Source organism: Caballeronia sp. LZ028 (assembly GCF_031451415.1).
GTDB lineage: Bacteria > Pseudomonadota > Gammaproteobacteria > Burkholderiales > Burkholderiaceae > Caballeronia > Caballeronia zhejiangensis.
This window is the reverse complement of the sequence record NZ_JARUXN010000004.1, coordinates 1,018,387-1,037,599: the sequence shown is the minus strand read 5'-3', so window position 1 is coordinate 1,037,599 and position 19,213 is coordinate 1,018,387. Positions and strand designations below refer to the sequence as shown.

21 protein-coding genes are annotated in these 19,213 nt (G+C 62.3%); 11 read left to right on the top strand and 10 right to left on the bottom strand.

All coding sequences use genetic code 11. The annotated features are described in order from the left end of the window. Positions 1 to 413: 413 nt before the first annotated feature. Entirely contained in the window at positions 414 to 698 is a 285-nt protein-coding gene (locus tag QCE58_RS27615; protein ID WP_033537060.1) for a helix-turn-helix domain-containing protein, read from the top strand. Positions 699 to 712: 14 nt separating this feature from the next. On the opposite strand, the gene QCE58_RS27610 is transcribed toward QCE58_RS27615, so the two are convergent. Beyond that, on the bottom strand, positions 713 to 1,651 hold the full coding sequence (locus tag QCE58_RS27610) for a DMT family transporter (RefSeq protein ID WP_250521750.1): 939 nt from the start codon (positions 1,649 to 1,651) through the stop codon (positions 713 to 715). A gap of 296 nt (positions 1,652 to 1,947) precedes the next feature. On the opposite strand from QCE58_RS27610, the gene QCE58_RS27605 reads away from it, so the two are divergent. Beyond that, a complete protein-coding gene (locus QCE58_RS27605) occupies positions 1,948 to 2,094 on the top strand; it encodes a hypothetical protein (protein ID WP_160172893.1) in 147 nt (48 codons plus the stop codon). A gap of 224 nt (positions 2,095 to 2,318) precedes the next feature. After that, positions 2,319 to 2,525, top strand: a complete 207-nt coding sequence (locus QCE58_RS27600; RefSeq protein ID WP_008352990.1) for a hypothetical protein — start codon at positions 2,319 to 2,321, stop codon at positions 2,523 to 2,525. 11 nt (positions 2,526 to 2,536) lie between these two features. Here QCE58_RS27600 and QCE58_RS27595 read toward each other — a convergent pair whose 3' ends face one another. Then, a complete protein-coding gene (locus QCE58_RS27595; RefSeq protein ID WP_008352992.1) occupies positions 2,537 to 2,971 on the bottom strand; it encodes a hypothetical protein in 435 nt (144 codons plus the stop codon). Between the two features lie 255 nt (positions 2,972 to 3,226). Here QCE58_RS27595 and QCE58_RS27590 point away from each other — a divergent pair, with 255 nt between their 5' ends. Beyond that, a complete protein-coding gene (locus tag QCE58_RS27590) occupies positions 3,227 to 3,601 on the top strand; it encodes a hypothetical protein (RefSeq protein WP_250435990.1) in 375 nt (124 codons plus the stop codon). A gap of 64 nt (positions 3,602 to 3,665) precedes the next feature. Here the strand turns inward: QCE58_RS27590 and QCE58_RS27585 are convergent, their stop codons facing one another. Beyond that, positions 3,666 to 3,839, bottom strand: coding sequence for a hypothetical protein (locus tag QCE58_RS27585; RefSeq protein WP_160172894.1), 174 nt, complete (start codon positions 3,837 to 3,839; stop codon positions 3,666 to 3,668). 281 nt (positions 3,840 to 4,120) lie between these two features. Here QCE58_RS27585 and QCE58_RS27580 point away from each other — a divergent pair, with 281 nt between their 5' ends. Next, entirely contained in the window at positions 4,121 to 4,411 is a 291-nt protein-coding gene (locus QCE58_RS27580) for a hypothetical protein (protein ID WP_008352995.1), read from the top strand. A gap of 53 nt (positions 4,412 to 4,464) precedes the next feature. On the opposite strand, the gene QCE58_RS27575 is transcribed toward QCE58_RS27580, so the two are convergent. Then, entirely contained in the window at positions 4,465 to 5,511 is a 1,047-nt protein-coding gene (locus tag QCE58_RS27575; RefSeq protein WP_008352997.1) for a S1C family serine protease, read from the bottom strand. 54 nt (positions 5,512 to 5,565) lie between these two features. Continuing rightward, entirely contained in the window at positions 5,566 to 6,441 is an 876-nt protein-coding gene (locus tag QCE58_RS27570) for a DUF4922 domain-containing protein (RefSeq protein WP_250435975.1), read from the bottom strand. Positions 6,442 to 6,614: 173 nt separating this feature from the next. Between QCE58_RS27570 and QCE58_RS27565 the strand changes: the two genes are divergently transcribed. The 3 genes from QCE58_RS27565 to QCE58_RS27555 all read left to right on the top strand — a co-directional run bounded on the left by QCE58_RS27565 (position 6,615) and on the right by QCE58_RS27555 (position 9,222). Beyond that, positions 6,615 to 7,124, top strand: coding sequence for a hypothetical protein (locus QCE58_RS27565; protein ID WP_008353001.1), 510 nt, complete (start codon positions 6,615 to 6,617; stop codon positions 7,122 to 7,124). 231 nt (positions 7,125 to 7,355) lie between these two features. Then, positions 7,356 to 8,120 (top strand): ParA family protein, encoded by a 765-nt coding sequence (locus tag QCE58_RS27560; RefSeq protein ID WP_250521749.1) that lies wholly within the window; start codon positions 7,356 to 7,358, stop codon positions 8,118 to 8,120. A gap of 199 nt (positions 8,121 to 8,319) precedes the next feature. After that, positions 8,320 to 9,222, top strand: coding sequence for a LysR family transcriptional regulator (locus QCE58_RS27555; protein WP_008353003.1), 903 nt, complete (start codon positions 8,320 to 8,322; stop codon positions 9,220 to 9,222). A gap of 3 nt (positions 9,223 to 9,225) precedes the next feature. Here QCE58_RS27555 and QCE58_RS27550 read toward each other — a convergent pair whose 3' ends face one another. The 3 genes from QCE58_RS27550 to QCE58_RS27540 form a co-directional block, all read right to left on the bottom strand. Beyond that, positions 9,226 to 9,390 (bottom strand): FmdB family zinc ribbon protein, encoded by a 165-nt coding sequence (locus QCE58_RS27550; protein WP_309780495.1) that lies wholly within the window; start codon positions 9,388 to 9,390, stop codon positions 9,226 to 9,228. 82 nt (positions 9,391 to 9,472) lie between these two features. Beyond that, positions 9,473 to 10,285: a mechanosensitive ion channel family protein gene (locus tag QCE58_RS27545; protein ID WP_250435972.1), complete on the bottom strand. Its 813-nt coding sequence runs from the start codon at positions 10,283 to 10,285 to the stop codon at positions 9,473 to 9,475. A gap of 158 nt (positions 10,286 to 10,443) precedes the next feature. Beyond that, positions 10,444 to 10,974 carry an Lrp/AsnC family transcriptional regulator gene (locus QCE58_RS27540; RefSeq protein WP_008353006.1) on the bottom strand — a complete coding sequence of 177 codons (531 nt, stop codon included), beginning with the start codon at positions 10,972 to 10,974 and terminating at the stop codon, positions 10,444 to 10,446. 139 nt (positions 10,975 to 11,113) lie between these two features. Here QCE58_RS27540 and mdeB point away from each other — a divergent pair, with 139 nt between their 5' ends. Beyond that, positions 11,114 to 13,822 (top strand): alpha-ketoglutarate dehydrogenase, encoded by a 2,709-nt coding sequence (mdeB, locus tag QCE58_RS27535; protein ID WP_250521748.1) that lies wholly within the window; start codon positions 11,114 to 11,116, stop codon positions 13,820 to 13,822. On the opposite strand, the gene QCE58_RS27530 is transcribed toward mdeB, so the two are convergent. Both QCE58_RS27530 and QCE58_RS27525 read right to left on the bottom strand, forming a co-directional pair. Continuing rightward, positions 13,819 to 14,469 (bottom strand): phosphoribosyltransferase, encoded by a 651-nt coding sequence (locus QCE58_RS27530; RefSeq protein WP_034471932.1) that lies wholly within the window; start codon positions 14,467 to 14,469, stop codon positions 13,819 to 13,821. The two genes, mdeB and QCE58_RS27530, sit on opposite strands and share 4 nt — an antisense overlap. 13 nt (positions 14,470 to 14,482) lie before the next feature. Continuing rightward, the gene (locus QCE58_RS27525; RefSeq protein WP_309780494.1) at positions 14,483 to 15,277 is read right to left on the bottom strand and encodes a crotonase/enoyl-CoA hydratase family protein; all 795 of its coding nucleotides are present in this window, start codon (positions 15,275 to 15,277) and stop codon (positions 14,483 to 14,485) included. Positions 15,278 to 15,590: 313 nt separating this feature from the next. Here QCE58_RS27525 and QCE58_RS27520 point away from each other — a divergent pair, with 313 nt between their 5' ends. Both QCE58_RS27520 and QCE58_RS27515 read left to right on the top strand, forming a co-directional pair. Further along, positions 15,591 to 16,793 (top strand): ammonium transporter, encoded by a 1,203-nt coding sequence (locus QCE58_RS27520; protein ID WP_008353013.1) that lies wholly within the window; start codon positions 15,591 to 15,593, stop codon positions 16,791 to 16,793. Positions 16,794 to 16,990: 197 nt separating this feature from the next. Further along, positions 16,991 to 19,186, top strand: coding sequence for a hybrid sensor histidine kinase/response regulator (locus QCE58_RS27515; RefSeq protein ID WP_250521746.1), 2,196 nt, complete (start codon positions 16,991 to 16,993; stop codon positions 19,184 to 19,186). Positions 19,187 to 19,213: the final 27 nt, after the last annotated feature.

The window sequence follows — 19,213 nt, the reverse complement described above, 5'->3', positions numbered from 1 at the left end:
GATCTGCCTCTTCATCGTGAGTCTGTTCCGTGAGCTGCCTTCTATAACGTCCTCAGCTATGCAAACGATGACCACCGAGCTTAATAAATCAGCGTTTCCCTAGAAAAGAAATAATCCCGACCAGTCGGCCTGCGAACGTGCGTTCATTAAACGCTTGCTGCAGGCGTCCAGGCGCGGCCTGTCGTAAACCCCTAAGACAAAAGTTACCGAATGCGTTGTTTCCCCACTTGACGCATTGATGCGTTAATTGAAAGAATCTCGCACTGCAACATGCGCGACGGGCTTTCGGTAGAACGGACGATTTTCCGGTATTTCTGTCACTGCCGCGTCATCGTGAATCAGTAGGATTCACCTTCGCGCGAATGAGCCGGCGCTGAACGGCATAAAGTTATAAATCGAGAGACTTGAAGAAAATGGGGCGACATTCCCAAACCCTTGGCCACCTTGAACGCAGTCACGAAGACAACGCCTTGCGGCGCGCCATGGCCGCACGACTCGACCGGGCCTTGCAGAAGGCAAACATCAGTTCCGCAAAAGCCGCTGGCTGGCTCGACGTGAGCGAGCACGACGTGCAATTCTGGCGGCGCGGCATCACGGTTCCGCCGTTCGCGGCATTCAATCGCATCGCGAAGGCGCTGGACATTGATCCGCATTGGCTCTGCACGGGCCAGGCCGAGCGCGCGCACGCCGCCAACTGAGCGTTTCGTTATCGTCAGACATCCGCCGATACGGCCGGCGCCGCCTTGCGTCCATGCAGGAGCACGGTGCCGATGCCGCTCGCCGCGATCACGCACATGCCGATCGCCATCCAGAAGTCGGGCACTTGTCCGAACAGCAACCAGCTGAAAAGGGCGGCGAACGCGAGCTGACCGTAGCCGAACGGCGTCAGCACGGAGAGCGGCGCGCGCTTTAGCGCCTGAAGCATGAGTCCGTGGCCGGTGGTCGCCATCGTCGCCATGAAGACGACGAGCAGCCAGCTTTCGAATCGTACCTGCGCGAGCGCGGGCAGCATTTCGGCTTGATCCATCCACACGAGCACGCACAGCATGAGCGTCGCGACGAGCGCCGTGAGGAAGTTGGTCGTGATCGCGTCGTCGACGCGCGAAAGATGGCTCGACACCACCTGGAAACACGCGAACGTCGTCGCCGCGCCGATCGGATAGATCACCGTCCAGCTAAACGAGCTGCCGCCCGGCCGCACCACCAGCAGCATGCCGACGAAACCGATCGCGACCAGCGCCCACTTGCTGCGCGGCACGTCGTCTTTCAGCACGAGCGCGGCGAGCAGTGTGGAGATGAGTGGCGCGAGCATCGCGAGGGACGTGCTGACGGGCAAAGGAAGATGCCGCAGCCCTGCGAACGTGCACGCGGAATTGGTCAGCAGCAGCACCGCGCGCACGATCTGCAACTTGACGCTGCCCGTGCGAAAGAGGCCGAACGCGCGGCGGCGTATCTGCCACGCGCCCATGACGATCATCTGGAAAAGATAGCGAACCCAGAGCAAAGCCAGCAGAGGGACGGCGGTGCCGATCAGCTTGACGGTGGAATCGCTTGCCGCGAAAGTCGCGGTCGTCAGGATCATGATGGCGATACCGGCTGCCGTGTTATCGGTATCAATGCGGTATTGCGCCTTGCCCTCTAAGGTTGCCATCGAACTCTCGTGGTAGTGAAGGAACGGTTTTTAGGCCGTTGCTTCAATTCTCCCGGCATCGCAGGACGCTGGCAAGGCAACAGTAAAGTTCTTTTCCGCCGTGTTGCGCACAGGGCACGATGCGGGAAATGTACTAGACGGTTCGAACAATCGCATGCTGCGCTCATGCCGATTGCTGGCGGTCGTGCTTTTCGCTCCTAGTTTTTTGTGCCTTGAATTAAGACGCGGATTAGCGCTTTCCTATCTTCGACGCTCTACTATTCGTTGCACGCCAAACGAGAGAACGAATAGCAGCCATGCAAAAGAAGCGCATCATCCTTGCGGCCGCCATGATGTCGATGAGCCTTATCGCATTCATGTCGATGAGTAACAGTTACAGCGCCGCCGATACGTTCCCGATCGCTCGTGCGGCCCCGGAGCAGGTACAGGTGTTTCAGCAGTAGAAGCAGTAGAAGCAAGGCAGTATCCGCAGCAGCAGTAAAACGTGACGTGAAAGTGAGAAAAGAGCCGGACGTGTGCGCAAGCATCCGTCCGGCTTTTTCATGCGCGTCCGAAACGCATGCAACGCGCATGCGCCGACGCACATTATTTCGATGGAACGCCTTGCGCCTGAGCATTTGCCGCCTACACTTAAAGTAGTTTCTCAACTGCTTCGAAGGAGGCAACAATGAGAACGAGAACACGCGAAGTCGTTCGCCTGCTCGCGACGTTCCGCCACTCGGCGCGCTGTCGGACGTTGCGTGCGGCGGCGGCGGCGCAGGAAGCGCGCGATCTCGCCAACGAGCCTTCGTCCGACGACCCATCGGAAGACGATGAGCGCGCCGAGTCCGAAGCGCCGTCCGTCGTTCGCAAGCCTCATCCGGGCATGCACTGAAAGCGCTGCGCTCAGACGCCCGCCGGATTCCTGAACGGCGAGAAGCGCCAGTGGCCGCTCGCGTCCTTGACCGCGATCGCGCCGTGCTCGTGCAGCATTTCGCCGATCGCGCCCGGCTTGATGTCATCGTTGATGCGGATGACGAGCAGCGTGCGCTGTGGCGTGGCGTCGTCGGCGGCATGAGACGCGGGCGGGCGCGGCGAGACCGGCTCGTGCGGCACGAACCGATTGCGCGCGCAGATCACGCCTTGATGCTCGCCATGAGCGACGTACTCCGCATCGTCCTCGTCGTGCGCGGGCGGCAGCAGAGCATCGATATCGCTCTCGCCACGTCCGGCCCGATAAAGATGCGCGTCGTCGCGTCGCAAACCCGCGAGCTGCAATGCGCGAAGCGCGTCGTGTCCGTCCCGATAGGATCCGAACACACCAACTATGACCTGATTCATCGTCGCCCCCTCTGTCAGTCCGAATGAGTCGCGGACCGGCAATGTCTTCATGCGCGGTCTTTCGCAGTCATGATCCGCGCTCTTTCGATTCGTCAGATGAAGTGCAGCAACACGCGTTCCCGAATGAAGGTTTTGAAAGGAGCGCCGAGGATGACCATTCGTCCGCAGGTTGCGACCCCAACGCCGATCACCTAAAGTAACTGAGCTTCTTTCCCGGATCCGCGCGTCACGCGACGCGCTCTTCGCGAGGTTCGAATGATTGCGAAAGCCTGTGCTTGGGTGCTCGTGCTGATGGCAGGCTCCGCAGCGGCGGCGCCTTGCTATAACGATGGCGATGTCGTCACGCTCGAAGGCACGGCGACGCGCCAGGCCGCACGCGAAGGCGATGCGTCCCCCAAGCCCGCGTGGGTGCTATCGCTGTCGCGTCCGGTGTGCGTGATGAGCGCGAGCACAGGACAAGGCGGTCGCCAGCAGACGAATGTGTCGGCGGTGCAGATCATCGATGCGACGCCCACGGAGAACACACGCATTCAACTGACGGGCAAGCTCGTCACGGGCAATGTCAGCGCTTACTACGCAGTGCCCACGGCAATCTGGGTGCTGAAGCAGCGGGTGCTGTCGGGACAATAGCGTGTACATAGCGCCGCGCGGCCCGCACGGGCGATGCTTCGAAACCGGCGAGAAGTACGAACGATCAGGCGGCTTTCGCGTGCGCCTGATAGCGCCAGTATTCAGCGACGACGATATGCAACGGCTGATTCTCCAGCTTGCGTTCCTCGCCGAATCGCAGGATGGCGTCGAGTTGTGCGCCAGTGCAACGGAACGCTTCGCGGCGCATCGCCGTCTGGTTTTTCTTGTGCGTGGTCATGGCAATCCTTTTTCTAGGACCTTCCCCGACAGGGCAGGCTCGTTCGAACGGGCGGCCCGTGCGCGCGAACACTGTCTGCTGCTTCCACATTAGGCCGGAGCCGCGCACGCGCGACCGGTCGTTAGCGCACATAGCCGTCGAGACATTGCAAACAGCGCAAAGCGCGGGCCAGGGTGCGGAATCGCTTCGTTTCCTTGCGCCGCTGGAATAAAGCCTTCGGTTGCGACGTTTAGCATTCATGGAACCGCGCTCCATGACAGACGCGGAACGAGGAGGAGCCTGTGAGCGTCGATCAGCTCGCGCAGGAGGAACTCGCGCACATCGGCCGGATGATCGCGGAGCTTGAGCGCGTGGCGGCGAAAGCACGCGGAGAGCCGATGCGGCATGCCGTCATGCAGCAGGCGTACTGGCAACGGCGTATCGATGCGTTGATCGATGCGTCGGCGAACGCGCCGTTGCGCCGCGACGCCGACGCGCTGCGCGAGCGTCTGGCCGATGTTTTCGCCGATGCGCGCGCACGAAACACGGGGTACGCGGGACAAGCGGCGCGAGAGACCGGCAGCAGGAAGTGAAGCGAAGCGTTGGGAGGCGGCGCGTGTGCATCGAGGCACGCGCCGCCGCCGCGTCAGCCCGTCTGCTCGACGGGCGTCACGTCGATATCGAGCTTCTGCGTGCCGCGCAGCACCGCGATCTTCACCGGCCTGTCGATGCGCGATGCGTCCAGCGTGCGCTGCAAACTGTCGACGCTATCGATGGCGACGTCATCCACCGCGACGATCCGATCGCCTGTGCGCAGGCCGCCGAGCGCGGCCGGACTGCCTTTGACGATCTCCATCACATGCACGCCGCTTGCCGACGGAAGCGCGAAAAAGCGCTGCACGCGCCGCGAGATCGGCGTCGTCGTACCCGCCACGCCGATATACGCGCGCCGCACGCGCCCGTACGCGAAGATCTGCATGATGACCCACTTCGCCGTATCGATCGCGGTCGCGAACGAGATGGCCTGCGCGCCGGCGATGATCGCGGTGTTCACGCCGATCACCTGGCCGGCCGAATTGATGAGCGGCCCGCCCGAGTTGCCGGGATTGAGCGCGGCATCGGTCTGGATGACGTCATAGATCATGCGGCCCGAAGTCGAGCGCAGCGTTCGGCCGAGCGCGGAGACGACGCCCGTCGTGACGGTCTGCGCGAGCCCGAGCGGATTGCCTACCGCGATCGCGATCTGTCCTACGCGAAGGCGGCCCGAGTCGCCCAGTTCGACATGCGGCAGCGGCTCCGGCGAGCCGATGCGCAGCACCGCGAGATCGCTTGCGGGATCGTCGCCGACGAGATCGGCGTCGAAGCGCGTGCCATCGGCGAGCGTGACGACGATATGCGTCGCGCCGTGCACGACGTGACTATTGGTCAGCAGATAGCCGTCGGGCGTGAAGATGAATCCCGAGCCCGTGCCGCCGACACTGCGTCGCGCGCCGCGCGCGTCGGCCAGTTGCCGTTCGACGGAAATGAACACGACTGCTTGCTGCACGCGCTCCAGCGCGCCGATGACGGTGCGCGAATAGGCGTCGAGCAGGGCCCCATCGTCGATAGCGTCGATGGGGTCGAGCGGGGTGGAGGGCGCGGCGTCCTGCGCCCCGCGCGCAAGATCGTCGATGAATTGAGGCCGGCTTCCCATGTTCCTTGAACTCCCGATGTCTGGATGCGGACATGCGGGTCGCCGGAGCCGATTTCAAGAGATAGTTGCGTTTGCAAGTAGTTTCATCGGACCCAGCGCTTCGACGACCTCGCGCTGTGCGTCGTCGCGAACGAAGAGCGAGCCGGCGAATCCGAGCGCATTCACCGCGACGCCCTCGACATGCGATACGCTGCGCGGCACCGCGAGCATCCATCGACGCGTGACGAGCAGGTTATAAGGCGCGCTTTGATGTTCGACGCCCATGACATCGAGCGGTTGCACGCCGATCGCGTTCAGCAGTTGCAGATAGGTTGCGTGCACGTTGGCGATGCTGTCATCGTCGAGCCATGCGGCTGCGTGCGCGAACGCGAGTTGCGGCACGCGAAAGATGCCGCTCGTGCGCGCCGCTTCGATGGCCGCTTCGATCGGCAATGCCTGACCATCGAGCGGCAGCGGCACCATCTGCAGATGCTTGTGCGGCTGGCTCGATCCGGCGATGCTGCCGCCGTTATAGAAGCCGAGTGCATCGAAACGATCGAGGCAAGCAAAGAGCGCGGCGAAGTCGTCCTCGCTGATGAGCGTCTCTTGCGGCTCGAAGTCCGTCGTCACGATCAGCAGATGATGCGCGAGCACGTTGAACTTGTTGAGCAACAGAAAATGCCGCTCGCCGATATCGCCGACACGCAGCGCTTCCTCGCATGGCGAGAATGGATCGCGCCATGCGCTCGCGGCATCGGCGGCGGACTTCGCCGCGAGTTTCGATGCCTGCTCCTTGCGCGCGATATTAGCGGCCTGTCGTACGAGAAAGCGCACGCCGCCATCTTCGATCATGCTTTGCGCGGTATCGAACGAACGCAGTGCGCCGCATGCGAGTGCGCGTTCGGTTTGCATGATTACGTCCTGCCACGAAGGGGTGTTCATGTGCGTCATGCTGCTCCTTTTCCGAATGCGAATCGTTCGAACGAATCCGGAGATACTCGCATAAGCGTGCGCTGCCTGCATGGTGATACCCAAGCACGGTGAATTGCCTCGTGCGTGTTGAAAAGCGTTCCTGTGCGCGTCGTCTATATTGGATTCATGACGCTCCGATATGGAGGTGCGAGATGAGGCGCATCTATTTTCTGCTGCCGAGTGTGGCGAGCGCGAAGGGGATCATCGACGAATTGCTGCTGAAGCGAATCGAATGGCGGCATATCCATGTGCTTGCGCGGCCTCATGAACCGCTGGAGGATTTGCCTCAAGCGACACTCGTTCAACGCACCGATCTCTTGCCTGCGCTTGCTCGCGGAACGGCTGCAGGAGGCGTGACGGGCGCGCTCGCCGGACTTGTTGCGATGGCATTTCCGCCTGCGGGTTTGACGATTGCCGGCGGCGCGGTCGTTTGCATGACGCTGGCGAGCATGGGCTTCGGCGCATGGGCCGCGACGATGATCGGCGTGGGCATTCCGAATACGCGTTTGCGGCGGTTCGAGCATGCGATCGACGATGGCGAATTGCTGATGATGGTCGATGTGCCGAAGGATCGTGTCGAGGAGATCGAGGCGCTGGTGAAGAGTCATCATCCGGAGGCCGATGTCGAAGGGGCCGATCCTACGATTCCGGCTTTTCCTTGATTTTTTCGCTTTCGCCGGATCCCGTTTTATTAGTGGTCTATTAGCACAGGGGCAGTGCTAATAGACCGACACGAATACGGGATCCAGCGACACCTCCCGAACAAACGAACAAAAACCCAAAGCCAAAAACCGCAACCATATTGATGCGATAAGATCACATCCCTGGAACCGCTCAACCCCAGCCAGAACGCACAAAGAAACGAGCGTTCACAAACCCAGGAAGAAAAACCGATGCGCCGTGTGGTCTTCAATCAAAAGGGTGGCGTAGGCAAGTCCACCATCGTCTGCAATCTCGCCGCGATCAGCGCTTCCCGGGGCCTGCGCACACTCGTCATCGACCTCGATCCGCAGGGCAATGCAAGCCAGTACCTGCTAGGCGAACAAGCCCGCGATGCACAGCCGAATCTCGCAAGCTTCTTCGAATCCGCATTGAGCTATAGCTTTCGCGAACCGGCGTTCGAGTCCTTCATTCATGCAACGCCATTCGAGAATCTCGACATCGTGCCGTCGCATCCGAATCTCGAAGCGCTGCAAAGCAAGCTCGAATCGCGCTACAAGATCTATAAGCTGCGCGACGCATTGAAGGGACTGCAACACTACGACGCCGTCTATATCGACACGCCGCCCGCGCTCAACTTCTTCACGCGCTCCGCATTGATCGCCGTGGAGCGCTGTCTGATTCCATTCGATTGCGACGACTTCTCGCGCCGCGCGCTCTATTCGGTGCTCGATAACGTGCAGGAGATCCGCCACGATCACAATCCGGATCTGAGCGTCGAAGGCATCGTCATCAATCAGTTCCAGCCGCGCGCAAGCCTGCCCCAGCAACTCGTCGACGAACTACACGGCGAAGATTTGCCTGTGCTCAATTCGCATCTGTCGCTCTCCGTGAAAATCCGCGAGAGCCATCAGCACGCGCGGCCGATGATCTATCTCGAACCGCGTCACAAGCTCGCGCAGGAATACGTCGCGCTGCACGAGGAACTGAACGGCTGACGCGCCGCACTACACGAGAGCGCGGGTAAGTCGGGAATAAATCGGCATCACGCACGTTCTTGCAGAAGACAGGCGCAATCCGTCGCGCCTTCTTTTTCGCCAGAACATGAATATGACCACCGTTCCATCGCAGGCTTCGCACGGGTCTCTCACGGCGACTTCGTCCGGGGCGCCTCCATCGACAGAAAGTCTTTCCGGCATGGTCGCGTTCGTGCGCGCCGCCGAGTCGGGCAGCTTCGTCGCGGCAGGGCGCGCGCTCGGATTGTCGGCTTCGGCAGTAGGCAAGAGCGTGATGCGGCTCGAAGCGAAGCTCGGCGTGCAACTGCTCAATCGCACGACGCGCAGGATCGGCCTCACGCACGAAGGCGCACGTTTCTTCGCGCGCTGCAAACGCATGCTCGCCGATCTCGAAGAAGCAGAGAACGAGCTGTTCCATTCGACGTCGTCGCCGCGCGGACGTCTGCGCATCAGCGCGCCGTCGCTCGGCACGCGGCTATTGATGCCGCTCGTGCCGGACTTCAGGCGGCGCTATCCGGACATCGAACTGGATATCGAATTCAGCGATCGCGTAGTCGATGTCACGCAGGAAGGGTATGACGCGGTGATCCGCACAGGGCGTCTCGCCGATTCGCAATTGCTCGCGCGCCCGCTCACGCAATACGGTCCGGTCGTGATTGGCTCGCCCGCATACTTCGCGGGTCATGGCGAGCCCGCGACGCCCGGCGATCTCGATGGCCATGCGTGCATCCGCTTCCGTTCTCCGGCGAGCGGCCGTCCCGAGCCCTGGCGTTTCGCGCGTGACGATCACACGTTCGCAATCGATCCGCACGCGACGCTCACGTTCAACGACATGGAAGCCGTGCTCGCAGCCTGCATCTCCGGATTGGGGCTCGCGTGCGTGCCGGATTTCGTCGCGAAGAGCGCGATGGACGGCGGCATGCTGCGCGCGGTGCTCGGCGCACACATGCGTACGGAAGGCGTGTTTCAGATTCTATGGCCGCCGAGCCGTCACGAAGCGCCGCGCTTGCGCGCGTTCATCGATCACGTCGCGCAACGTCTGGGCGGCCTGCCGTCGCACGAAGTGCGGTTTCGCGCGGCTTGAAGTTCAGCTTTTCTTCGTGGTCTTCGCGACGAACGGCGCCGGTGCGTGCGCGACTTTCTCGCTGCCGCACTTCGGGCATTTGAGTTGCACCGTTGCATGCTCGACGATGTGCTCCGGGTGCTCGAAGGTCTCGCCGCAATCCTGACAACGGTATTGATAAGTCGGCATGGCATCCTCCCGCGCGCGACCGGTGATCCGGCGCAAGGCACGCCGGTTCCACTCATTCTAGTTCAGCATTCGCGCGTGAAAATCAGTTGACGACGCGGCGCACGAGCGGCGTTTCCGGCGTCGGATAGCCGGCTTGCCTGAACGTTTCGATGATCGCGCGATTGGTGTCGAAATAGACCTGCCAATAGTCGTTGGTATTGGTGTAAGGCCGCACGCACAGAAGCGGTCCTTCCGGCGTGAACGACAGCACTTCGACATCGGGCGGCGGCGTGGTCGCCACGTTCGGTATCTTCGCGACGGCTTCCTTCAGACGCGCGATGGCATCGAGCGGATCGACGCCATTCGCGATCTTCGCGCTCAGTTCGACGCGCCGATGCGGCAGCAAGCTGAAATTCCAGATCGTGTCGGAGAAGATCTTGTTGTTGCCGATGATGGCCGCGACGTTGTCGGGCGTCGTGATGGTCGTGCCGAAAAGACCAAGTTCAGTGACGGTGCCGGTCACGCCGCCCGCGGTCACGAAATCGCCCACTTTGAAAGGCCGCAACACCTGCATGAACACGCCTGCCGCGAAGTGCGCGAGCAGCCCGCCCCATGCCGTGCCGATAGCGAGACCGAGACCCGCGAGCAACGCCGCGAAAGACGTCGTCTGCACGCCAAAAATCTGCAGAATCGCGAGTACGAGCAGCAGATTGAGAATGACGCCGACGATGGAGCCGAGATAATGCGCGAGCGTGGGATCGACGCGGCCGTTGCGCGAAAGAAGCTTGCGCATCGTGCTCGTGACGAGACCGATCAGCCAGCGCCCGATGATCCACAGCGCGATCGCGCCGATCACCATGATCGCGAAATCGACGCCGCGCGTCATGATGAATACACGTACGGTTTCGATGTTCATGTCTTTCTCGCGTGCGTGGTAATTCGTCAGAGAACACGTCAAGCCGGGAAAACATGCCGCACAGGCCACACGAGTTATAGGCGATGCACCGCGTCATCGCAAGAATTACAGGAATGTTTAGTGCTGTCGGAAGGATCGACCGCTCGTTGCACTATCCATCAGGTCCATTCTGCCTCGTCGGCATTCTGATCGGGCAGGGTCAATCCCGAGGCGGGCAACGGCAGCGCGGTTTTATAGCGCACCTGTTTGAGCGCAAAGCTCGAACGAATGTTGGAAACGCCTGGCATCTTCGTGAGCCGTTCCAGGATGAAGCGCTCCAGCGCGGCGACGTCTGGCAATACGACGCGCAACAGGTAATCGGCATCGCCCGTCATCAGATAACACTCCATCACTTCGGGCCGCTCGCTGATCGCTTGCTCGAAACGGGCAAGCGCATCCTTGATCTGCTTTTCCAGACTGACCTGAATGAAGACGTTGATGGAAAGCCCGAGCGCTTCCGGATTCAGCAAGGTGACGTGCTGCTTGAAAAGGCCCGCCTTCTCCAGCGCGCGCACGCGGTTGAAGCAGGGCGTCGGCGAAAGATTGACGGCGCGGGCGAGTTCCGAATTGGTGATGCGCGCGTTTTGCTGTAGCTCATTCAATATGCCGATGTCGATGCGGTCGAGGCGCTGCTTCGAGTGTGCTGTCATAGTCGAAAGATTCTGGTTTTTGGCGTTTCCGAAGAATAAACACACTACAGCAAAGCGAGAAGGCAGCCAAATGAGACGCACATTCTGCGCATCATTGGATATGCTTGAGCGTATTCTCTAGCCAACGCGGAGTCGCGCCATGACGGACTTGTCGAGCGGTACCACCCAGCTTCTTTCCATTGCCAAGGGACGCGAGGACATCGATCCCGGCGAGACCGCCGAATGGCTGGAGGCGCTCGATGCGGTCGTCGAACACGTAGGCAAGGATCGCGCGCAGTATCTTTTCGACCGGCTCGCGGAGCACGCGCTGTCGGTGGGCGTCGAATCGGCGCGGGCGCGCGCGACGCCTTATGCGAATACGATTCCCGTGGCGCAGCAACAGCCTTATCCCGGCAATCTCGACATCGAGGAAAAGCTCGCCGCGGTGTTGCGCTGGAATGCACTCGCGATGGTCGTGCGCGCGAATCGGGCTTATGGCGAACTCGGCGGCCATATCGCAAGTTATGCATCGGCGGCGGATCTTTTCGAGGTCGGCTTCAATCACTTCTTTGAAGCCGCGAATGAAACGCATGGCGGCGATATCGTCTACTTTCAGCCGCATTCGTCGCCGGGCGTCTATGCGCGCGCCTTTCTCGAAGGCTTTCTCGGCGAAGAACATCTGAAGCATTATCGGCGCGAGATCGCGGGACCGGGCTTGTGCTCTTATCCGCATCCCTGGCTGATGCCGGATTTCTGGCAGTTCCCCACTGGGTCGATGGGCATCGGTCCTATCAATTCCATTTATCAAGCGCGCTTCATGCGCTATTTGCAGAACCGCAATCTCAGGAACACGGAAGGCCGCAAGGTCTGGGGCTTCTTCGGCGATGGCGAAATGGACGAGCCGGAATCGATCGGCGCGCTGTCGCTCGCAGCGCGCGAGCAGCTCGATAACCTCGTGTTCGTCATCAACTGCAATCTGCAGCGGCTCGATGGCCCTGTGCGCAGCAACGGGCGCATCGTCGATGAACTCGAAGCGCAATTCACCGGCGCGGGCTGGAACGTCATCAAGGTCTTGTGGGGCTCGGACTGGGACGCGCTGTTCGCGCGCGATCGCTCCAATGCATTGCTGCGCGCATTTGCGCATACCGTCGACGGCCAATTCCAGACTTTCTCGGCGAATGACGGCCGCTATAACCGCGAGCGCTTCTTCGGGCAGAATCCGGAACTCGCGGCGCTCGTCGCGCATATGTCGGATGAAGATATCGACCGTTTGCGCCGTGGCGGTCACGACGTGCGCAAGCTCCACGCCGCTTATGCGAAGGCGCTTTCGCACAAGGGCCAGCCGACGGTGATTCTCGCGAAGACGATGAAGGGCTTCGGCATGGGCGCGGTGGGGCAGGGCCGCATGACGACGCATCAACAGAAAAAGCTCGATCTCGACGATCTCAAGCAGTTCCGCGATCGTTTCCGCCTGCCGCTCTCCGATAACGATGTCGAGCAGCTCAAGTTCTACAAGCCCGCGGATGACGCGCCCGAAATGCGCTATCTGCACGAGCGTCGTGCGGCGTTGGGCGGTTATCTGCCGCGACGTCGCGCGAAGGCTTCGCTTGGCATCACGCCGCCCGCGCTCGCTACGTGGGGCCAGTTCGCGCTCGACGCATCAGCGAAGGAAATGTCCACGACGATGGCTTTCGTCCGCATGCTCGGCAGCTTGCTGAAGGACAAGACGCTCGGACCGCGCGTCGTCCCTGTGGTCGCGGACGAGGCGCGCACGTTCGGCATGGCGAATCTCTTCAGGCAAGTGGGCATCTATTCGCCGCTCGGCCAGTTATACGAGCCGGAAGACATGGGCTCGATGCTCTATTACCGCGAGGACACGCGCGGGCAGATTCTCGAAGAAGGCATTTCGGAGGCGGGCGCGGTGTCGTCGTGGATCGCGGCGGCGACTTCATACAGCGTGCACGATCTGCCGATGCTGCCGTTCTACATCTATTACTCGATGTTCGGTTTTCAGCGCATCGGCGATCTGATTTTCGCGGCCGCGGATCAGCGTTCGCGTGGTTTTCTCATCGGCGCGACGGCGGGCCGCACGACGCTCGGCGGCGAAGGCTTGCAGCATCAGGACGGCACGAGCCATCTCTCTGCATCGACGGTTCCGAACTGCCGCGCTTACGATCCCGCGTTCGCGTACGAAGTCGCGGCTATCGTCGATGAAGGCATGCAGGAGATGATGGAACGCCAGAACGACGTGTTCTATTACATCACGGTGACGAATGAAAACTACGCGCAGCCTTCCGCGCCCGGCAGTGCGCTGAATGCGTCCACGCGCGAAGGCATTTTGCGCGGCATCTATCGCATCGGCGGCGATGCCAATGCGCAAGTGCAATTGCTCGGCTCGGGCGCGATCCTCAACGAAGCGATCGCCGCGCGCATGATGCTCAAAGACGACTGGAACATCGACGCCGCCGTGTGGAGCGTGACGAGCTTCACGGAGCTTCATCGCGATGGCGCGTCATGCGAGCGCGCGGCGCGCCTCTCCGACGACGATGCGAGCGTGCCCTTCGTCACGCGCGCGCTCGAATCATCGCGCGGGCCGGTGATCGCGGCGACGGACTATGTGCGCGCGGTGCCCGAACTGATTCGCGCGTATGTGCCGCGCCGTTACGTCACGCTCGGCACCGATGGCTTCGGCCGCAGCGATACGCGTCAATCGTTGCGTGAGTTCTTCGAAGTGGATCGCGTATCGATCGTCATCGCCGCGCTGAAATCGCTCGTGGACGAAGGCGTCATCGAGAAGCAGTCGTTGAAGGCCGCGCGTGAAAAATACGGCAAGACGCAGGAATCGCACGACGCGCCCTGGCTGCGCTAAACATCCTTGCGGGCCGCATCGAGCAACTCGCGCACTTCGTCGTCGCTCGTCTGATCGAAGTCGATGTAGAACTGCCCGACGCCGAAGTATCGATGCGGCCGCATCACGCAGACGAATTCATCGACGATATCTTCCACGCGCGCTTCCGAATCGAGCGGCGCAACGGGCAGCGCCGCGACGATCTTCGACGGGCGCGCATGACGCAAGGACATCGCCGCGGCCTTCATCGTTGCGCCGGTCGCCATGCCGTCATCGACGACGATCGCCACGCGTCCGTTCATATCGAGCGGCGGCATGTCGCCGCGATACAGCGCCTCGCGCCGCTCGAGCTCGGCGCGCTCCATCGCGATCACGCGATCGAGTTCGTCTTTCCCGACGCCTGCATATTCCACGATGCGCTCGTCGAGAAAGAACGCATCGCCGGATGCGATCGCGCCCATCGCGAGTTCCGGCTGCACCGGCACGCCGAGCTTGCGCACGACGAGCACATCGAGCCGTGCCCGCAATGCACGTGCGACTTCGTATGCCACGGGCACGCCACCGCGCGGCAATGCGAGCACGGTGACGTCGTCACGGTCCGCATACGCGCCGAGATGCTGCGCGAGCTCGCGGCCCGCTTCCCTACGGTTCTCGAACACTGAGTTCATGTCGCTCGTCCTTTCAGTCCCGATGTCTTGCGATGAAACGCGTCGCGCCTTCGAGACCTTCATCGAACACCGCGCGATATCCGCTCGCGCCTTCGCGCTGCAAGGCGCGGCCCAGGTCGGCTTCGAACGCGTTGTCGTGCGCGGAGCATAAGTCGGCGCGCAACGCGGCCTGCGGCAGCGCGGCCAGTTCGCATGCGAGCGCTTCGGCGACATTGCGCGCTTCGCCCGCCGGCGCAATGCGATTCGCAAGGCCGATAGCGAGCGCTTCGTCAGCATCGACGGCGCGGCCAGTGAGGATCAGATCGAGCGCGCGCGACATGCCGATGAGACGCGGCAGCCGTATCGTGCCGCCATCGATGAGCGGCACGCCGACGCGTCTGCAGAACACGCCCAGCACCGCGTGTTCCTCGACGACGCGCAGATCGCACCACGCGGCAAGCTCGAGTCCGCCCGCGACCGCATGACCGGCGATGGCGGCGATCCCGGGTTTGTGCAGCGCGAGCCGCGTCGGTCCCATCGGGCCGGGGCCGCTGCCGTCGGCATGGATCTCGTTGCGGCGCGCGTCATCGTTGAGTGCGGACAGATCAGCGCCCGCGCAGAACGTGCCGCCCGCGCCCCATAGCACGGCGACGGATAACGCATCGTCGGCATCGAAGCGCTCGAACGCCTCTCGCAATGCGTCGGCCATGGAACGATCGACGGCATTGCGACGCGCGGGCCGATCGAGCACGACCGTGACGACACGCGGATCGCCCTCATGCGATTCCATGCGTACGTGCTCGCCAAATCGTTCGATGCGTGAGGTCATGGCCACTCCGTTTTGCACGCGACCAGTCTTCAGAATACTCGCCACGCAACGCGAACGTGCATCGCATCGCATGCTTGCGATAAGCCTACGACGTCCCTTCGCATCGAAATATTTGGCTCTTGCGCGGTGCATTCAATGCCATGCAACGGGGCACTGCACCAAGATCGGGCGCACCGAAAAAGTTAGCGTCGCGGCCCGTTGCACCATGCCAATCCGCGCTGCGCAAAGCGTCTGCACCGTTTGGATGCCGTCTGCGCCAAGTTGGCCCGGAACTTGCAAAACGTGCGCCTCTTCCAGACCAATCGCTCGAATCATGCAGGCACTCCAATCCGGAACCGACACTCTTTTTCTGCTGTTAGGCGCCGCGATGGTGCTTGCGATGCACGCAGGTTTCGCCTTTCTCGAACTCGGCACCGTGCGCCGCGAGAATCAAGTGAATGCGCTCGTGAAGATCCTCGTGGACTTCGCCGTGTCGACGCTTGCGTACTTCTTCATCGGCTACAACATCGCGTACGGCGTGCAGTTCATGCACAGCGCCGATATCCTCGCGCAGCACAACGGCTATGCGCTCGTGCGCTTCTTCTTTCTGCTGACCTTCGCCGCGGCGATTCCGGCGATCGTGTCGGGCGGCATTGCGGAGCGCTCCAAGTTCAATCCGCAACTGTTCGCGACCTGCGTGATCGTCGGCTTCATTTATCCCTTACTGGAAGGCGTCGCGTGGAACGAGCGTTTCGGCATTCAGGCGTGGCTCACGCACGCGTTCGGCGCGCCGTTTCATGATTTCGCCGGCTCGGTCGTCGTGCATGCGTTCGGCGGCTGGGTCGCGTTGCCCGCCGTGCTGCTGCTCGGGCCGCGTCACGGGCGTTATCACAAGGACGGGCGCATCGCCGCGCATCCGCCGTCGAGCATTCCGTTTCTCGCGCTCGGCGCGTGGGTGCTTGCGGTCGGCTGGTTCGGCTTCAATGTGATGAGCGCGCAGACCGTCGACAAGATCAGCGGCCTCGTCGCCGTCAACTCGCTGATGGCGATGGTCGGCGGCACGCTCGCCGCATGGTTCGCGGGCCGCAACGATCCGGGCTTCACGTATAACGGGCCGCTCGCGGGTCTCGTCGCGGTATGCGCGGGCTCGGACCTGATGCATCCGCTCGGCGCGTTGATCGTCGGCGCGGTCGCGGGCGTGCTTTTCGTACAGATGTTCACCTGCGTGCAGAACCGCTGGCGCATCGACGACGTGCTCGGCGTGTGGCCGCTGCACGGCATGTGCGGCGCGTGGGGTGGCATCGCGGCGGGCGTGTTCGGGCAGAAGGCGTTCGGCGGCATCGGCGGTGTATCGATCGGGTCGCAGCTCATCGGCACGGCGGGCGCCGTCGTGCTCGCGCTCGCGGGCGGTGCGCTCGTGTATGGCGCCATCAAGATGACAGTGGGCCTGCGGCTCGATCGCGAAGAAGAGTTCAATGGCGCCGATCTCGCGATTCATCGCATATCCGCGACGCCCGATCGCGAAATGGCCGGCTGAAGCCGACGCTCGCGCCGGGTCCACAAGCCCTGCGACGAGTGGCCAGGCATGCGCCTGGCTAAATCAGAAGAAAGGCCGCCGGCGACCGATGCACTCGCCGCGTTTAAAGAGAATGCCGGCGTTTTCTTCATTCTTCATACCGCTCCGACTCCTCGCCGGTTACGATATGCCGGTCGACTTCCTCGGAGACGCAACGCTTGGACTCCACAGAGACCGCGACATTCGATCTGCCGCTGCCTGCCCGCCATTTCGCATCGATGCGCAAGGTGCTGCTGCTCGTATTGGGCGCATCCATCGTCATTCCGGTCGCGTGCCTTTGCATCTACGGCTACTACGATCATCAGCGCCGCTTCGCCGATGCGCGGGAACTCACGGAACGCCTCACGCGCGTCGCCGACGAGCACGCGCTGAAAGTGATCGACCTCAATCAGCAACTGGAGACGCGCATCGTCGATCTGCTCGGCGATAGCGACGACGCGCTCATCAAGAGCCGCGAAGCGGAGCTGCATCGCACGCTCGACGACATGAGCGGCACGCTCGCGCAAATCGCGGCGATCTCCGTGTTCGGCGAGAAAGGCGCGCTGCTCGCCAATAGCCGCTGGTATCCCGCGCCCGCGATATCGATCGAGGATCGCGACGATTTCCAGTCCGCGCGTGCGGTGGCGCCCGTCACGTACTTTTCGTTGCCCTTGCGCGGCAAGGTGGCGCGCTCGGATGTCTTCACGACGACGATGGGACGCATCGGCCGAAACGGGAAGTTTCTGGGCGTCGTGTCGATTGCGTTGAAGCGCGACTACCTCACCGATTTTTATCGCGAACTCGCGGCGGGCGACAAGGCGGTCGTCATCGGGCTTTATCGGCGCGACGGCAATATCCTCGCGCGCTTTCCGGCCGCCATGGAGAGCAGGCAACCCGCGACCAATACACCCTTTACCGCCGCTTTTCGCAACAACGAGCTTTACGGCAGCATGCGTCTTCGTTCGACCGTCGATCACGTCGATCGCTTGCTCGCGTTCAGACGCGTGGGCGACTATCCGCTCTATGTGTCGACGGGCTATGCGGCCTCCGCTGTTCTCGCTCGCTGGCGCAATCACCTTGCGCTCGTCGCGACGATCGCGCTCGTGCCATGCATCGCGGTGTGGCTGCTGATCCTGTTCTCGATCCGCCGGCTCAATGCCGAGCAGGCCGCATGGGAACGCTGGCAGGCCGAAGTCGCGACGCGCCTTTCCATCGAGGCGTCGAGCCGGCAATTGCGGCGCATGGGCGCGCTCGGCAATCTCGTCGCGAACGTCGCGCACGACTTCAACAATCTGCTGATGGTCGTCGGCTCGAACATGGAGCTTGCCCGACACAAGCGCTTCAACGACGTCGAAAGCGAAGTGCTCGCGGTGGAACGTGCCACGGCCGGGGCCGAATCGCTCGCGCGGCGGCTGATGAGCGTCGCGCGCAAGCAGCCGCTGAAACGCGAGCTCGTCGATCCCGCCGACTGGCTGCGAAGCGTGCTCGATCTCGTGAAGAAATCGGTGCATCCGTCCGTCGCGGTGACGCTGGAGTTATCGCCCGATCTGTGGCGCGTCATGGCCGATCGGGTCGAACTGGAGATCGCGCTCGTGAACGTCGCGGTGAATGCGAGCGATGCGATGCCGCACGGCGGGCGTGTGCTGATCCGTTGCCAGAACGCGCGCGTGCGCGGCGCGGAAACGGATATTCCCGATGGCGAATACGTGCTCGTCTCGATCACCGACAACGGCGAAGGCATGACCGAGCAAGTGCAGCGCCGCGCGTTCGAGCCGCTCTTCACGACGAAGCAGCGCGGCGCGGGCACGGGCCTCGGCCTCACGCAGGTGCTCGCCGCGTGCGAGCAGGCGGGCGGCACGGCGCGCATCACGAGCGTGGCGGGATCGGGCACGACCGTGCGCCTCTATTTGCCGCGCCATCATGGTCCGGCACCGAAGGAATCGAAGGCCTATGTGCCGCCCGATGTCGAGACGCCGCCGATCGTGCCCGTATCCGATGAAGAAGACGAGCCGTTGCGCGGCACGTCGGTGCTGCTCGTGGAAGACAACGCGGATGTCGCGGCGGGCGTGACGGCGGTGCTCGAAGTGCTCGGCTGCGCGGTGCATCACGAAGAAAGCGCCGATGCCGCGTTCGCGCTATTGGGCGAAGGTTATGGATTCGATCTCGTGTTGTCGGATGTGCAGATGCCGGGCCGCATGAACGGCATCGATCTGGCCGAGCAGATCATGTCGCGTTTGCCATCGCAGAAGCTCGTGCTGATGACGGGTTATGCCGATGAACTCGAACGCGCGAAGCATCTCGGCGTGCCCATTCTCGCGAAGCCATTCGACATGGACGATCTGCTCGATCTCATCGCGCCGGGCGTGCCGCATTGATCGCGACAGGCGCGTGCCGTGATGCCG

Excerpts from the sequence above, each read along its gene's own strand:
- QCE58_RS27540 (WP_008353006.1), bottom strand. The coding sequence starts at position 10,974 with ATGACAGCACACTCGAAGCAGCGCCTCGACCGCATCGACATCGGCATA.
- QCE58_RS27575 (WP_008352997.1), bottom strand. The coding sequence starts at position 5,511 with ATGGGAAGCCGGCCTCAATTCATCGACGATCTTGCGCGCGGGGCGCAG.
- QCE58_RS27570 (WP_250435975.1), bottom strand. The coding sequence starts at position 6,441 with ATGACGCACATGAACACCCCTTCGTGGCAGGACGTAATCATGCAAACC.
- QCE58_RS27615 (WP_033537060.1), top strand. The coding sequence starts at position 414 with ATGGGGCGACATTCCCAAACCCTTGGCCACCTTGAACGCAGTCACGAA.
- QCE58_RS27605 (WP_160172893.1), top strand. The coding sequence starts at position 1,948 with ATGCAAAAGAAGCGCATCATCCTTGCGGCCGCCATGATGTCGATGAGC.
- QCE58_RS27555 (WP_008353003.1), top strand. The coding sequence starts at position 8,320 with ATGGTCGCGTTCGTGCGCGCCGCCGAGTCGGGCAGCTTCGTCGCGGCA.
- mdeB (WP_250521748.1), top strand. The coding sequence starts at position 11,114 with ATGACGGACTTGTCGAGCGGTACCACCCAGCTTCTTTCCATTGCCAAG.
- QCE58_RS27600 (WP_008352990.1), top strand. The coding sequence starts at position 2,319 with ATGAGAACGAGAACACGCGAAGTCGTTCGCCTGCTCGCGACGTTCCGC.
- QCE58_RS27550 (WP_309780495.1), bottom strand. The coding sequence starts at position 9,390 with ATGCCGACTTATCAATACCGTTGTCAGGATTGCGGCGAGACCTTCGAG.
- QCE58_RS27595 (WP_008352992.1), bottom strand. The coding sequence starts at position 2,971 with ATGAATCAGGTCATAGTTGGTGTGTTCGGATCCTATCGGGACGGACAC.
- QCE58_RS27520 (WP_008353013.1), top strand. The coding sequence starts at position 15,591 with ATGCAGGCACTCCAATCCGGAACCGACACTCTTTTTCTGCTGTTAGGC.
- QCE58_RS27560 (WP_250521749.1), top strand. The coding sequence starts at position 7,356 with ATGCGCCGTGTGGTCTTCAATCAAAAGGGTGGCGTAGGCAAGTCCACC.
- QCE58_RS27525 (WP_309780494.1), bottom strand. The coding sequence starts at position 15,277 with ATGACCTCACGCATCGAACGATTTGGCGAGCACGTACGCATGGAATCG.
- QCE58_RS27610 (WP_250521750.1), bottom strand. The coding sequence starts at position 1,651 with ATGGCAACCTTAGAGGGCAAGGCGCAATACCGCATTGATACCGATAAC.
- QCE58_RS27565 (WP_008353001.1), top strand. The coding sequence starts at position 6,615 with ATGAGGCGCATCTATTTTCTGCTGCCGAGTGTGGCGAGCGCGAAGGGG.
- QCE58_RS27585 (WP_160172894.1), bottom strand. The coding sequence starts at position 3,839 with ATGACCACGCACAAGAAAAACCAGACGGCGATGCGCCGCGAAGCGTTC.
- QCE58_RS27545 (WP_250435972.1), bottom strand. The coding sequence starts at position 10,285 with ATGAACATCGAAACCGTACGTGTATTCATCATGACGCGCGGCGTCGAT.
- QCE58_RS27530 (WP_034471932.1), bottom strand. The coding sequence starts at position 14,469 with ATGAACTCAGTGTTCGAGAACCGTAGGGAAGCGGGCCGCGAGCTCGCG.
- QCE58_RS27590 (WP_250435990.1), top strand. The coding sequence starts at position 3,227 with ATGATTGCGAAAGCCTGTGCTTGGGTGCTCGTGCTGATGGCAGGCTCC.